Annotated in this window: 13 protein-coding genes; 1 reads left to right on the plus strand and 12 read right to left on the minus strand. The window is 31.8% G+C overall.

The window, feature by feature from the left end; genetic code table 11:
- The first annotated feature begins 219 nt into the window (after positions 1 to 219).
- Positions 220 to 1,308, plus strand: coding sequence for a serine hydrolase domain-containing protein (locus QMA06_RS08475; RefSeq protein ID WP_100818301.1), 1,089 nt, complete (start codon positions 220 to 222; stop codon positions 1,306 to 1,308).
- Here the strand turns inward: QMA06_RS08475 and QMA06_RS08480 are convergent.
- From QMA06_RS08480 to trpS, 12 genes are all read right to left on the minus strand, one after another.
- Positions 1,305 to 1,784, minus strand: a complete 480-nt coding sequence (locus tag QMA06_RS08480) for a zinc ribbon domain-containing protein (RefSeq protein ID WP_290206426.1) — start codon at positions 1,782 to 1,784, stop codon at positions 1,305 to 1,307. The two genes, QMA06_RS08475 and QMA06_RS08480, sit on opposite strands and share 4 nt — an antisense overlap.
- 58 nt (positions 1,785 to 1,842) lie before the next feature.
- Complete coding sequence (locus QMA06_RS08485; RefSeq protein ID WP_186844072.1) at positions 1,843 to 2,418, minus strand: helix-turn-helix domain-containing protein; 576 nt, start codon at positions 2,416 to 2,418, stop codon at positions 1,843 to 1,845.
- Complete coding sequence (locus tag QMA06_RS08490) at positions 2,411 to 2,881, minus strand: hypothetical protein (RefSeq protein ID WP_044634109.1); 471 nt, start codon at positions 2,879 to 2,881, stop codon at positions 2,411 to 2,413. The genes QMA06_RS08485 and QMA06_RS08490 overlap by 8 nt, the downstream gene beginning before the upstream one ends.
- Before the next feature lies 1 nt (position 2,882).
- Complete coding sequence (locus QMA06_RS08495) at positions 2,883 to 4,262, minus strand: serine hydrolase (protein WP_290206427.1); 1,380 nt, start codon at positions 4,260 to 4,262, stop codon at positions 2,883 to 2,885.
- Between the two features lie 161 nt (positions 4,263 to 4,423).
- Entirely contained in the window at positions 4,424 to 6,637 is a 2,214-nt protein-coding gene (locus QMA06_RS08500; protein ID WP_222611297.1) for a CocE/NonD family hydrolase, read from the minus strand.
- Between the two features lie 33 nt (positions 6,638 to 6,670).
- Positions 6,671 to 7,291, minus strand: a complete 621-nt coding sequence (locus tag QMA06_RS08505; RefSeq protein WP_186844075.1) for a hypothetical protein — start codon at positions 7,289 to 7,291, stop codon at positions 6,671 to 6,673.
- Between the two features lie 119 nt (positions 7,292 to 7,410).
- Positions 7,411 to 8,133 (minus strand): LytR/AlgR family response regulator transcription factor, encoded by a 723-nt coding sequence (locus QMA06_RS08510; RefSeq protein WP_186844076.1) that lies wholly within the window; start codon positions 8,131 to 8,133, stop codon positions 7,411 to 7,413.
- Entirely contained in the window at positions 8,120 to 9,205 is a 1,086-nt protein-coding gene (locus QMA06_RS08515; RefSeq protein ID WP_186844077.1) for a sensor histidine kinase, read from the minus strand. Before QMA06_RS08515 ends, QMA06_RS08510 begins: the two co-directional genes overlap by 14 nt.
- A gap of 269 nt (positions 9,206 to 9,474) precedes the next feature.
- Entirely contained in the window at positions 9,475 to 10,182 is a 708-nt protein-coding gene (locus QMA06_RS08520) for a CPBP family intramembrane glutamic endopeptidase (RefSeq protein WP_186844078.1), read from the minus strand.
- 54 nt (positions 10,183 to 10,236) lie between these two features.
- Positions 10,237 to 11,136 carry an MBL fold metallo-hydrolase gene (locus tag QMA06_RS08525; RefSeq protein ID WP_186844079.1) on the minus strand — a complete coding sequence of 300 codons (900 nt, stop codon included), beginning with the start codon at positions 11,134 to 11,136 and terminating at the stop codon, positions 10,237 to 10,239.
- A gap of 186 nt (positions 11,137 to 11,322) precedes the next feature.
- Positions 11,323 to 12,177: a CPBP family intramembrane glutamic endopeptidase gene (locus QMA06_RS08530; RefSeq protein ID WP_186844080.1), complete on the minus strand. Its 855-nt coding sequence runs from the start codon at positions 12,175 to 12,177 to the stop codon at positions 11,323 to 11,325.
- Positions 12,178 to 12,204: 27 nt separating this feature from the next.
- Positions 12,205 to 13,266, minus strand: coding sequence for a tryptophan--tRNA ligase (gene trpS, locus QMA06_RS08535; RefSeq protein WP_186845235.1), 1,062 nt, complete (start codon positions 13,264 to 13,266; stop codon positions 12,205 to 12,207).
- Between the last annotated feature and the right edge of the window lie 87 nt (positions 13,267 to 13,353).

A 13,353-nucleotide genomic window follows, 5' to 3' on the forward strand; every position in this document is an offset into this window, starting at 1 on the left:
ATTTATGATTTTGACACAAATCTATATTGCATATTCAAGGTTACAGCTTTTATTTTATGAACGTCTCTTTTCATATTGTAAACGTATCAAATTTAATGATAAAGGTACTTTAAATATCATAATGAGTTGATTACCATTTGATACGCTAGCTTCATCAAAATAGTTCTAATTAACGAATATTCAGCTCTAGGTTTACATCGAATTTAAAACTAAATACATATGAAAACTTTAATTACAATTATTACAATCGCATTATCAACCTTATTTGTAAATGCTCAAACGAGTTCTGAGAAAGAACTATTAAAAACTTTAAATGAAACTACACCAAAGGCATTGCAAGACAATAAAGTACCTGGATTGGCATTGGCTATTATTAAAAATGGCGACGTTATTATTAAAAAAGAATATGGGTTTTCTGATGTATCAGAAAACGAGATTGTAAATAGTAAAACAGGCTTTAATATTGGTTCTATATCAAAAATGTTTACAGCTTGGGGAATTATGAAATTGGTAGAAGACCAAAAACTTAATTTAGATGCTCCAGCTTCAAAATATCTTTTGAATTGGAAATTACCATCTAGTGAATTTGATTCAGATAAAGTAACTATCAGGAATCTATTGCAACATACTGCAGGTTTGTCTGTTCATGGTTACAACGGTTATGAAACTAAAGATGAATTAACTTCAATTGATGCATCGTTATCCGGAACTACTAATCTAGATGAGAAAGTAGAACTCGTTATGGAACCAGAAAGCAAATGGAAATATTCAGGTGGTGGTTATTCTATATTGCAATTAGTTATTGAAGACGTTAGTGGGAAATCTTTTGCGGATTACATGAAAGAACATATTTTTAAGCCTTTAAAAATGAAACAAACAAGTTTTAATATTAGTAAAAAGGTTTTAAAAAATTCTGCAAAGGCCTATGATGAAGAAGGAAATGAAATCCCATTACGCCTTTTTAATGCGCAAGCAGCAGCAGGTTTGCATACAACAATAGATGATCTTATTCTTTTTGCAAAAGCATCATTTTCAAAAAATCCTGTTTTGTCAGAAGAAAGCATTGCTCTTTTGATAAAACCTACCGAACTATCCAAAGGGAATTACGGAATGGGTTATATGATTATGAATCGTTTTGGGGATTTTACATTATCTGGTCATGGTGGTTCTAATGAAGGATGGCAATCTGGTTTTATGCTCGATTTTGAATCAAAATCAGGTATTATTATCCTTACCAACGGCTCTAATGGAAAAAACGTTTTATTTGGAAACCTGCAAGATTGGGCAAAATGGCATGGAAGTAATTAATTTAATGTCTTAATTTTTGTAACGGTAAAATCTCGTTCACGGTCAACATTTTTTATGGCTATAATAATACTTTCTGGCATTAAATTGTTTCGGTTTCTATTGGAACTCATAAAATGTACTATTCCAGATGCTGTTTTAAAATGAGTATATCCATCCAATAATATGATAATTGGATATTTTTTCGCCACTTCAGTTGAATCATTATATGAATCAGGAATACTTATTAAACAAGTTCTTTCTTCATTTAAAATACTAGATTTAATAATGAACTGACTTCCAATTATAATATCCGTTTTATTCTGTCCGAACGTCGTTTGTGCTCCAAAAAGAAGAATACATAAAATCACAAATGTAAAAGTTCTCATAGTTTGCTTTATATGTTTGGTAACAAATATTTTCGACAACGTACCACCTGTGGCTTTCATTTCTCCAATTTCATAAGTGGTATTATCACACTTCGGACATTTGTATTTCATAGTTTTATATTTTTTGAGTTGATACTATATGGCTGTTAACGATGATATTCATTGCCTTTTATTTTAAAAACTTAAATCGAGGACTATATATCACCTCTTTTTCATTGTTTATTCTCAGTGTGTTGATCAATATTAAAATTAAATTGGCGACATACAAAAAGCCAATAACCATAAAAAATGTACTTAACGTTATTTGGTCTGTGAGTCCAATTTTTGATATGGTGAACAATACTATTGGGATAAAAAATAACAGAATGGTCCACGTGATTTCGAAATTGATTAAATCTTTACCCAACTTATTACTATTTTTTATCTTACCTTTTTTTGATGTCCAAAGTATAAATGGAATTAAAACCCCTAGCAATGGAAAGACCAGAAATAACAGTGCAGAGAGATTGAGATACGTTAAATACTTTTTATCTTCTTTTACGGACCAATCTATCAACTCATCTGGACTTACATTTAAGGCATTGGCTAATCGCTTCAATGACTCACCTGTAGGGTTTGATTCCCCTTTTTCGATGCGTTGAATAGTTCGTAAACTTAAACCAGATTCTTCTGCTAGAAATTCTTGTGACATCCCTTTCTGGTTTCTCAATTCTTTTACTCTTAAAGCTAAATAGTTATTATCCATTTTCTAAAGGTTTGTTTTTAGTTAAAGTTTTTCTGTACCTCATTATTGTTATGGTTACTATTCCTAATAAAAATCCAGGAACCAATTGAACTAACGACCCATAAATCACATGATTTAATAGCGCTTGCCCAAAATTATCATAATATAATCCATAATGAGTGCCAATTTCCCATTTTGTATCTACCCACCAAAGTATAGCAACTGGAATCCTTGAAATAGGTGAGTAAATAAGTAAGCTTAATAAAAGAATCTTGTAAGCTTGTTTTTGATTACCTAATTTAATACCTAGATATATAGCAATCCCTAAGGTAAGCCAAAGTAGCCCGATAATAAAAATAGCATTTTCAGGCAATCCCAATAATTCTAAACCATATCTAACTGGAGTTAAAATTAATGCAATTATGATGGGTGCTTTAGCATAATAAATGGCTTGCTGTAAAGATGTTTTTTCCTTGTTTTTCATCCTAATTCTTTTTTGCGATAATTTTACGACCAGATTGATTCATCGTTAAGCTAATAACATTATTCGCTTCATTTTTATTAAACGTGATTTCTGCATCTACAATTTTTACAAAAAAATGATTTTGAGTTTCAGCAAATAATTCAACCTTTTTAGTTTGACCTGGAGCTAATAAGTATAATTGATTTGTGTTATCCAATCCTATAGTAAGGTTTACATTTGGTTTAACCTCGTAAGTACCTGTATAGTCACTTAATATTTCAGAAGGTACATTAATTGATTTTCTCTCAGGTTGATTATGCTTAGCCTCTGTTATTTTATCATCTGGTATACTTACAAATAATTCAGCAACTTGTTTCGCCACGTTATTTACATTCTTACAATTACAGTTGGTTAATGCAGTTATATACAGTTTCTCTTTAGGTAAAAACAGCGCAATACTGGTAAACCCCTTCGTACTTCCTGTGTGGGCAATTACAGGAGAATTCCCCAATTTCGAAAATCGAAAACCATATCCATAAGGTACTCTTTTCCCACTGTTTAATGAGGTTGGTGTCATAGCTTGTTTTATACTAGAAGCTTTTAAAAGTGTGTTTGAAAGTAATGCATTTTGCCATTTTAAAAGATCCTCTGTGGTAGATAAAATAGCTCCCGCGGAATATGCTAAAGACAAATTGATATCATCTGATTTTACAAAATCATTTTGTTCAATGATATAACCCTTAGTAGGGTTTGGAATACCTTGTTTCGTATCTCCACAGGATGAATTCTTCATTCCTATTTTATCAAAAATATGTTGTTCTATAAAATCACTGTAAGGTTGTCCAGAAACGATTTCAATAATTCGCCCTAGTATAATATAGCCGGCATTGCTGTATTTAAAACGCTCTCCTGGTTTAAACTCCAAAGGTTCATCTTTAAAATATGCAATAAGTTCTGTAGGTGACATATTAGTTTTAGAAATAAAACCCTTGTCACCAACAGGTGTTCTGTTTTTTATTCCCGAAGTATGATTCAATAGATTGTGAATGGTAATATCTTTTCCAATCTCGACATATTCAGGAATGTATTTTCCAATATTATCCTCAATATTCAGTTTGCCTTGCTCTGCTAGCATTAAAATTGAAACTGCGGTAAATTGTTTTGTAATTGAACCAATCTGAAATACACTACTCTTTTGTAAAGGTATATTTAATTCTAAATTAGCTTTTCCAAAAGATTTACTATAAATAGATGCTCCTTCTTTTGCTACCAGAATTGAAATACCAGGCTCGTTTTGATTGTAACTTATAGCAACTATGGAATCTATTTTTGATTCATAGCTCTGACTAACGCTAAAATATGTAATGAAAAGAAAAGTGAGTGTTGTAAAAAAATTATTCATTGATTTGTATTTAATGTTCATGGGACAAAATTAAATACAAACCTTACTGGCACTTGCGCCAAGCTTATGACATCTTTATGACATCTGCGCTTATTCCTTTAAATAAAGGCACATTTAAACTTTATTTTACTTAAGAGATGAGATTCTAACAGTTATTGAAATCAGTTCCAAATTGGCAAAGAAATACTGCTGTTTCCTGTAAAAATTATCTCTAATGGAATTTCAGCATCTTTAATACTTTCTTTATTAACATCCTTTCCAGTACCATAATTAATTTGAGCATTATTGTTTTTATTGACATTAACCACCACTACAATGCGACTCCCTTTTTCTAATTTTTTACTGATTAGTTTCGAATTGTCGAAAGACACTTTCGTCTTTTGATTCGGTATCAATAAATTTCTTTGTTCTCTATCTTTAGCATAGCTCGCTCTACCAATATAATAGCTTAAATGAAAATAGTTCCCTTCTGGAGTCAATTCATATACGATTACAGAATAATCAACATCTTTTTTATTTATTGAAAATTCAAGATTCCCTAAAAAAGAGCCATTTATAATTACATCTTCCTTTAGCGCTTCAGAATTAAAAATTAAACCATCTTTTAAATTGATTTGGTCACGTTCCAAAGGCCAAGGATAATACTCTGTGTTAGTCATACTCTTTCGATCCTTAAAATCAACAGACATTTGAATCTCTAAATTATTTGCTTTTGATTTTAAGGCATAAAAATCGTTGGTTTTATCAGCACTTAAATGAAATGTTAAAGTATCATTGGTCATGGCGCTTAAACTTGGTTTGTGCATCCAGGTATTCGTACCCATGACTTGGAAGTTGACTTTATCTTTTAAAATACTCGGTTTTGCTTTTCCGTTTAAAATATAATCAAACCATTGATAAATTAGATCTTCTTCAATATGTATTAAAGCAGCTTTGTCTAATTTGTAATTTCTTAGACTTTCTTCGGGTTTCGTTTGTGCAGTCCAATGGTCATAAGGCCCAACTAACAAATAATGATTCGGATTTTTTGCGTATTTATAATGCTCATTGAAATAATACATGGCTCCTCCTTGTGAGTCATCATAATACCCTGTTATGGTTAAAATCGGAATGTCAATTTTTGCAAATTCTTGCTTGTATGGAATCATTTTTTTCCAGAAATCATCATAACTAGGATGTTGCATATAGGTGTTCCATAATGTATTTGTCTGTCCATCTAAACTATCTAACTTGTTAAACGCAATGCCTGTTTTGTACCAGGTGTTTTTTAAGTTATTCCAACGATTAAAATTATTTGAAGCTTCAAAATCTAAAAACTTGTTATTGGTGACATAAAAATTCCAGGAATACGAATAATTGTGTAGGACATTATTTTCCATGGGGTAGTCAATTCCTGGTGCAATAGCAACCATGGGTACAATGGTTTTTAATGCAGGATGCACATTGTGTTTCATAGAAGCCCATTGTGTAAAACCATTGTAACTACCTCCAAACATGGCTACTTTTTGATTAGACCAAGCTTGTTTACTAATCCAATCAATGACTTCATACACATCAGTATGTTCATATTCAAGTGGTTTTATGTCGCTATGACTCAATCTTTTTCCTCTTGTATTGGCAATCACGCCAATATAGCCTTTGGAAGCTGATAACATGGCAGAGGCCTCATTGGTGCCTGCGTAAATAGAAGACACTAGTATGGCAGATTTTTTAGCTGTTGAATTTCCCTTGCGTTTAACTACTACCATTGAAACTTCGGCACCATCTTTCATAGGAATGACGATACTATCATTTATGACATATCTGCGTTTATGATCTTGTTTAATTTCATCAAAATAAATAACTCTAGTTGATGAAAATACAGTGCTTAAAAAATATTTTTTTACTAAATCCGTAGCTGTTGCCTGTGTTATTTTTTCTGATTTAATACTAGTATACGTATTATTAAATTTACTCACATAATAATCTGTAGGATCTCTAACTATCAGAGCCTTATCTAAGTTAATAACTTGTATGTCATCAGAATTCTTTATGTATTTGCTGTAAGAGTTTTTAAACGCATCTTTAAAGTTCGTAGAAAGCTTTGCCTCTACATAATACTTGTAGACATCTAAATACTGACTTTGATCTCTTGGTGTTTCTGCTATTCTTTTTTTTATTGAAGTTAAGGCGTCTTTATATTCACCTCTTATTAACTGGAACTTAAACTGGTCTATTGCTGATAGACTTTGAATGTCACATTGTATTGCTAATTGCTGCATTTGGTTTTCAAGCGCTACTGAATCTGATAGTTTCACCTTTTTAAATGGCAATTCTTGTGCAAAAGAAGTAACGCTAATTGAGATTAAAAATAATATCAGGACTAATTTTTTCATTGTTTTACGTTTGAAAATTGATAGCAAACAGAACTATTTCTTATTTGGGTATACATATTTGATTAACTCTTCATTGTATAAAAAGCCGTCTTGAGTTTGCGTCATTTTAATAAAGTTTTTTAGTTCTGGTGCATACAACCAAACTTCATCTGTTTGTGCGTTGTATCCTCTAGAATTAGAAACCGTTCCCTTGTATTCTATGGTGTACGCCATAAAGGTACCAGCGTCTACCGTTTCTTCTTTGTAGGATAATACTTTTGCATCTTGACTTTGTGTTCCTGTGGTACCATCTTGACTTGTCCAATTTTTTTCATATCGCCACGTTTTACCAACCTCTAAAGGCCATTTGTATCTTGGTGTTTCGCTTTCTTCTGGCTTTACAATGTCCGAAACTGGAATCGTATCTTTTTCAATCACCATACCTAAACCGCCATTCATATTAACTATTTCTCTTGTGTCTTCCCCTTCTGAACGTACTTCGCCTTCAGTGGTTACGCCTTTATATTTCCAAGTCCATTTTTCTCCAACTGTATAATCGGATAGGATAGGTTGTTCTGCTACTGAAACAGTGTTTTCATTACAAGATATCAACACTGAAATTAGCACTAGATATACGATTCTTTCTATATTAAATACTACTTTTAAATACTTCATAATATGGCTTTTAAATTAATTATAGTACAAAGTAAAGAAGTCTGTTTCTATCAAAAAAGGAAAAGTACATGAGCGTAATAAAAAGTCAATGAACGTTAGAAAATTTAGCGATTTTCTCTTTATAAACTATTCCAGTTTTTAAACTTAACGGACTGCCTGCTAGACACTTCTACTTTTTTCCCAGTCGTTAACATAATTTGTAATTTATTATTGAAGTAGGGGTGAATCTCTTTGATGTAATGTATGTTAATCATTTGGCTTCGATTCACACGGAAAAAGACTTTAGGGTCTAATTTTTCTGCTAATAAATTTAAAGAACGCTTTATCATTGCTTTATCCGAACCAAAATAGAGACGTGCATAATTTTCTAAAGATTCAATAAAATAAATATCTGTGAGAGGAATAAAATGACATTTTTCACCATCTTTTATAAATATCTTTTGATGCATCGGTAAGGTGGTAGGCTCTAATTTTACCCTATTAGACAATTCTTCCTTTACCTTTTCAATAGTTTTAGAAAAACGTTCATCTCTTAAAGGCTTTACCAAATAATCTAAAGCATTCATCTCAAACGCTTTTACAGCATATTGATCATAGGCCGTTGTAAAAACGACGTCAGGCACATTGGTTAGTTCTTCCAATAAATCAAACCCAGATTTCCCAGGCATATGAATATCTAAAAACAATAGGTCTGGTTGTAAGTCTTCAATTAAAGTTATGGCTTCATCTACATGACTAGCTTCAGCTATAATTTCAAACTCTTTATGTTTTTCTAGTGCACGTTTTACTTCTTCTCTCGCTAAACGTTCATCATCAATGATTATGGTTTTATATCTTTTCATCGTTTATATGCATTGGAATTATTAGTTCTGCGCAGACATGGTTATTTTCATTCTCTGTTAAACTAAAAACAGCCTTACCTTTATATTGAATTTCTAAGCGTTTTTTTAAATTTTCGAGACCTAATCCAACACTTTTATTTTGATTAATTATTCCAGGATTCTCAACTGTAATATGAATATGGCTATCCTTCTTTTTAATTTTTAAGTAAATAATACCACCATCAACTATTAAATCAATGCCATGTTTAATGGCATTTTCTATCAATAACTGAATACTTAACGCAGGAATCTTATAATTAATAACGCCTTCTTCAATACTGGTTTTTAGTTGAAGTCGTTCCTCAAAACGCAGCTTTTCTAATTCAATGTAATCATAAACTAAAGCCAATTCATTTTTAATAGGTGTTAAATCTTTGTCTTTTTCATATAAGGATGACCTCAGCAAATCTGATAATAAATCAATAGCTCTTCTTGCAACGTTTGGGTTTTCGATGACTAATGATTTAATAGAATTTAATGAGTTGAATAAGAAATGTGGATTCAATTGCGCTGATAAATTATCTAACTGGGCTTGTTTTGCGATTAAGGAAAGTTGAGCATTCTCTCTTGCCGTAACCACTTCTTTTTGATAGTAATGATATAAGTGATACGCCAATATCCAAATAGACATTAGTCGCAGTCCTGTAAGTAAAATTGGATCCCAGTACATGATGGCTTCAAAGAAATTTTTATCCTCGCCTGCAATAAAAGTCCAATACGCATACCATTTTAAGTTGTTTATTAATACATATAGAAGCGCTAATAAAAGTATACTTGGAATAACACGAATAAGTAACTTTTTAATTGGCAACTGACTCCAGTTAGCTTTTAAAGCATACATTCTATACATATGTGTTAAGAATATTCCAATTGCCACATCCAAAACATAATTTAAAAATGTATAAAAAATTCCATAATTATCTCTGGTATATACGGTGTATGCCCAATAAGTTGACACCAAGCACCAGCCCATCAATTGGCAAAGCCAATATAAACGGGTTTTTGATATTTTATTGGTATAACTTAAACTCATATGAACAGCAAAGCAACGTATTTTCTTTAAAAATAGAAAAAAGAAATACATGAGCGCGAATAAGAAGAGATAAGCGTTTGTTATTAATTTTAAGAATTTAGGCTATGGAATATATGAGGCTTGGATAAATTACTAAAAAGAAAATTTACAGATTGAAGACAAGAGAATTCATGACTTAAAGATTGTCTTTCTTCATGATAGTCTCAGTAGAGGATTCCTCTTTTTTATATCCATCTTTGTTGGCTTAAGTTTTATTCAATTCTTTATCTCTAACTTACAACGCCATTATTTAGGTATAATCCAATAAGGCTGAAGGAGTTAATAATTCCATGTGCAATTATTATAGGAAAAAGTTTTCGCTTAATTATAAAATAGACTGAACCAAATATAAGGGCAATACAACCAGTGGCAATAACACCTGCTAATCCTTGGTAAATGTGTAACATTCCAAATATTACAGCATGTATAATTAATGCTATAATTATTCCCAATGTATTATTTCCAGTACAATCAACCAATCTATTTAGTAAATATCCGCGAAATAACAATTCTTCACCTAAGGCTGCACCAAACCAAACAACTGTAATTAGGTAACCTATAAAAACAAGAGGTTTTCCCATAAAAAAGGCAAATCTATCAGCTACACCTGCTGGGTTCGTTAGACCAAAGCTTTCCAATATTGGTTTTACAATTAGTCCCATAATTGAAAAAACTAGTATTACAGTGCCAAGTGCTATCAATATATTAATCATCCAATTTTTTGTGCCTTTTGGAATCTTAGGCCCAAGCTCTTTCCAGTTTATTTTTTTTTGTTTCATGAAAATCGTACTAACTATAATACCACACCAAATTGCTATTGAGCCAGCACCAATTACGTCGAAATAATCCGCAAGGTGTTTTATGCTCAATATAGTTAGGAATACAATTGCTATTTCTACAAGTATTTTAATATTAAAGTATTTCTTTTGTGGTTCCATATCATTTATCTAATTAGTTGTGAGCTGTATACGTCTTTGTTAGTGTCAGTATTTTTAATTAACTGGATATATTATAAAGCTATCATGAATTTGTTTTGTCGGCGTATCTCCTAATTTTGTTAGAGCACTTGAAAGTTCTTTTAATGTGAATACACTTAACGGAAGTTGGTGTTCTTTAGGCTGGTAGATAGTTCCCATGGGGTAATCAACACCAGCTGTTTGAGTCATTTCAATGTGATTTCCAAGTATGGTTGAAACCTCATTAATGTCGGTGAATTTTACAAGTCTTTCAATACTCATTTTAAAAGCAATCCAATCATTTATGTATAGTCTACCAGGATAAAAGGTGTCTCCAGTCAAGAGAATTTTAGTCGAAGTATCATAAACCGCAATTGAAGAAGCTTGGTGTCCAGGAATTGGTATTATTTTCATCATACGATTTCCTAAATCATAATCTACAATTTCTTCGGGCCAGTTTGAAATCTTAAAAAAATCTTGTACATCTTTAACCTCAAGGTCTATTACAGAAGTGTTCGGTTTTCCTTTGAATTGTCCATCGCCTGCAAAGTGGTCTCCATGCTTATGAGTATGCGCAACAATTAATTTGACCACTCCATTCTTTTTAGACCAGTCGTTAACAATTCTATTTACAGTTTCATAAATCGGAAAAATATCATCTTCTTGAGTAGCTCCAGTATCCATTAATAGCGCTTTGTTTTCACCAAAAAACAGAAACATAAAAGGTGCTTCGTAATTTGTACACTTGTTTTGGCGTAAAATATAAGTATTGCTATTATACTTAACGACCTGAATTGGTGGGTCAATATTATCTTCACAGTTTTCAGAACCATGAATCCAATTTTGAACATTTAAATCAACAGTGTCTTCGATTGATGGTTGGCATGACAAAATCAGAATTAGTGCTGATAGTAAGATTGTGATTTTTGTTTTCATATGTTGGTCTATATTGGCTTTAATGTGATTGTGTATGATTCGTTATGTATTTAAGCAACTGATTTAACAAATAAATCGCAGATAGAAAGTCAGCGAGGACTTTCGTAAGTAGGCTAGAACTAGCAATGAAACGAGCGCAGCGAACTGGCAAGCAATTATACACGGTATTTCTCACTGTATTTTTATTTATAATTTTTCTTTAATTGCTTTTCTCCAAAAGTAAATTCCAAAAACACAAGTCACAATTGCAAACATAATTCCGTTTTCGCCAAGCCAATGTTCCGTTCCTTCATTTTTAATGGTTAATTCAGGTAATATTTTTTGAATATATACATTGCTTACTGCGTGAAATATTACAGCTGGCCATAGGCTTTTAGATTTAAACGTGTAATACGTCATAATAAGTGACATAGAAACAATTACGACAGTGAACGTTGTAAATTCTAATAGGACATTGTTACTATAGTAAACAAGCAATGGCCAATGCCAAAAAGACCAAATCAATCCACTAAAAATTGATACACCAGTATATGAAAGAACCTTTCTTAATTCATAGATGAAAAATCCTCGCCATCCAATTTCTTCCCCTAATGTTGTTGCAGAGGCTCTAATAACCTCTATAGTTGCTAACAACATTATAGCTATGATAGTTATTGATGTTGGGCTTAAAGTGCCTATGCCAAATAAGCCAAGTTCTTTTCCCCATTCTGTAATGTCTTCGCTATTGGCTAAATTTCCAAAACCGAAAATCCAAATAAGCACATAAGTGATTATACCATATAAGGCTGGGATAACGTACGACATTCGTATATATTTCCAATTTCCCCAATTCCAATTTAGAGATGAAATCTTACGACCTCTTATTTTTAAGGTAATAAATGCAGCTATTGCAGGACACCACATGATAGCGCCAACATATATTCGTGATGGATATAAATTAACTATTGCATAATGGAATGGTGAAGTAAGAGCAAATACAAGACCCAGAAATAAGAATATTGTTATCCAGGTTTGTTTTTTATTTTCTATAGATTTTATCATGATGAGTAGTTTTTTTTTATGGTGCCATTATATTTTCATATTCATTGCTTCAGTGACTTCGCTCAGCGTTTCAATCGCTGTTTCTCTCGCCTTACTTATACCTTTAAGCAAAATATCCCTGACATAATCTTTATTTTTTTCAAGCTCTATTCTTTTTTTTCTAATAGGCTCAAAATATGTGTTTATGGCTTCTTCTGTTAGCTGTTTAAGTTTTCCTGATCCTTGGTCGCCAATTTTATGAGCAATATCGGATGGACTTTTATCTGAACATAAGGAAGCTAACTTAAGTAAGTTGGAAACCTCTGGTCTGTTTTCGGGGTCGTAAGATATGTAACGACTTGAATCAGTTTTGGCAGATTTTATTAGTTTTGCTGTTTCGTCAGCTGTTGACTTTATCATAATTGAATTGTTGCGACTTTTGCTCATTTTTTGAATACCGTCTAACCCAAGAATAGTAGGGGTATCAGTAAAAAGTGCAACTGGTTCTGTAAAAATATTTTTATTGAATTTGGTATTAAAGCGCTTTGCAATTTTCCGAGTTAATTCTATATGAGGTAATTGGTCTTTTCCAACAGGAACCACATTACTTTTACAAAACAAAATGTCAGCAGCTTGATGAACTGGATAGATATACATTCCTGCATTAATATTTCTCAGTCCTGAAGCAGTAATTTCTTCTTTAACAGTTGGATTTTTGTTTAATTCTGAACTGGAAACTAATGTCAGAAATGGAATAGTTAGTTGATTTAATTCAGGAATATGACTATGTGGAAAAATATGAGTTTTATAATTTTCAGGGTCTAATCCACAGGCTAAATAGTCCAAAGTTAGTTCATAGGTGAATTTTGAAATTTCATTAAAAACATTTCTATCTGTCAACACTTGATAATCAGCAATTAAAATATAAGTCTCAATTCCTAAGCTTTGTAATTTTAATCGGTTTATAATTGAGCCAAAATAGTGTCCAAGATGCAAATTACCTGTAGGTCTATCTCCCGTTAATACGCGGTACTTTTGAGGATTCTTATACAAATCATTTTCTAATAATTTGCTTCGCTCTTTTGCTTTTTCAAAACTTTTATTAATCATTTTTTGTTTACTTTTATTCAAGAAAGTTCAATTTTTCTCATTACCCACAACGATTTCGGCTATGAGTAGTTTCGTGAATAATCACTT

It is taken from the genome of Winogradskyella bathintestinalis (genome assembly GCF_030407435.1).
Taxonomy (GTDB): domain Bacteria; phylum Bacteroidota; class Bacteroidia; order Flavobacteriales; family Flavobacteriaceae; genus Winogradskyella; species Winogradskyella bathintestinalis.

What these genes read in the sequence shown, in the direction of transcription:
- QMA06_RS08490 (WP_044634109.1), bottom strand. Translation starts at nt 2,881, where the DNA reads ATGAAAAACAAGGAAAAAACATCTTTACAGCAAGCCATTTATTATGCT.
- trpS (WP_186845235.1), bottom strand. Translation starts at nt 13,266, where the DNA reads ATGATTAATAAAAGTTTTGAAAAAGCAAAAGAGCGAAGCAAATTATTA.
- QMA06_RS08480 (WP_290206426.1), bottom strand. Translation starts at nt 1,784, where the DNA reads ATGAAATACAAATGTCCGAAGTGTGATAATACCACTTATGAAATTGGA.
- QMA06_RS08500 (WP_222611297.1), bottom strand. Translation starts at nt 6,637, where the DNA reads ATGAAAAAATTAGTCCTGATATTATTTTTAATCTCAATTAGCGTTACT.
- QMA06_RS08505 (WP_186844075.1), bottom strand. Translation starts at nt 7,291, where the DNA reads ATGAAGTATTTAAAAGTAGTATTTAATATAGAAAGAATCGTATATCTA.
- QMA06_RS08525 (WP_186844079.1), bottom strand. Translation starts at nt 11,136, where the DNA reads ATGAAAACAAAAATCACAATCTTACTATCAGCACTAATTCTGATTTTG.
- QMA06_RS08475 (WP_100818301.1), top strand. Translation starts at nt 220, where the DNA reads ATGAAAACTTTAATTACAATTATTACAATCGCATTATCAACCTTATTT.
- QMA06_RS08530 (WP_186844080.1), bottom strand. Translation starts at nt 12,177, where the DNA reads ATGATAAAATCTATAGAAAATAAAAAACAAACCTGGATAACAATATTC.
- QMA06_RS08495 (WP_290206427.1), bottom strand. Translation starts at nt 4,262, where the DNA reads ATGAATAATTTTTTTACAACACTCACTTTTCTTTTCATTACATATTTT.
- QMA06_RS08515 (WP_186844077.1), bottom strand. Translation starts at nt 9,205, where the DNA reads ATGAGTTTAAGTTATACCAATAAAATATCAAAAACCCGTTTATATTGG.
- QMA06_RS08520 (WP_186844078.1), bottom strand. Translation starts at nt 10,182, where the DNA reads ATGGAACCACAAAAGAAATACTTTAATATTAAAATACTTGTAGAAATA.
- QMA06_RS08510 (WP_186844076.1), bottom strand. Translation starts at nt 8,133, where the DNA reads ATGAAAAGATATAAAACCATAATCATTGATGATGAACGTTTAGCGAGA.
- QMA06_RS08485 (WP_186844072.1), bottom strand. Translation starts at nt 2,418, where the DNA reads ATGGATAATAACTATTTAGCTTTAAGAGTAAAAGAATTGAGAAACCAG.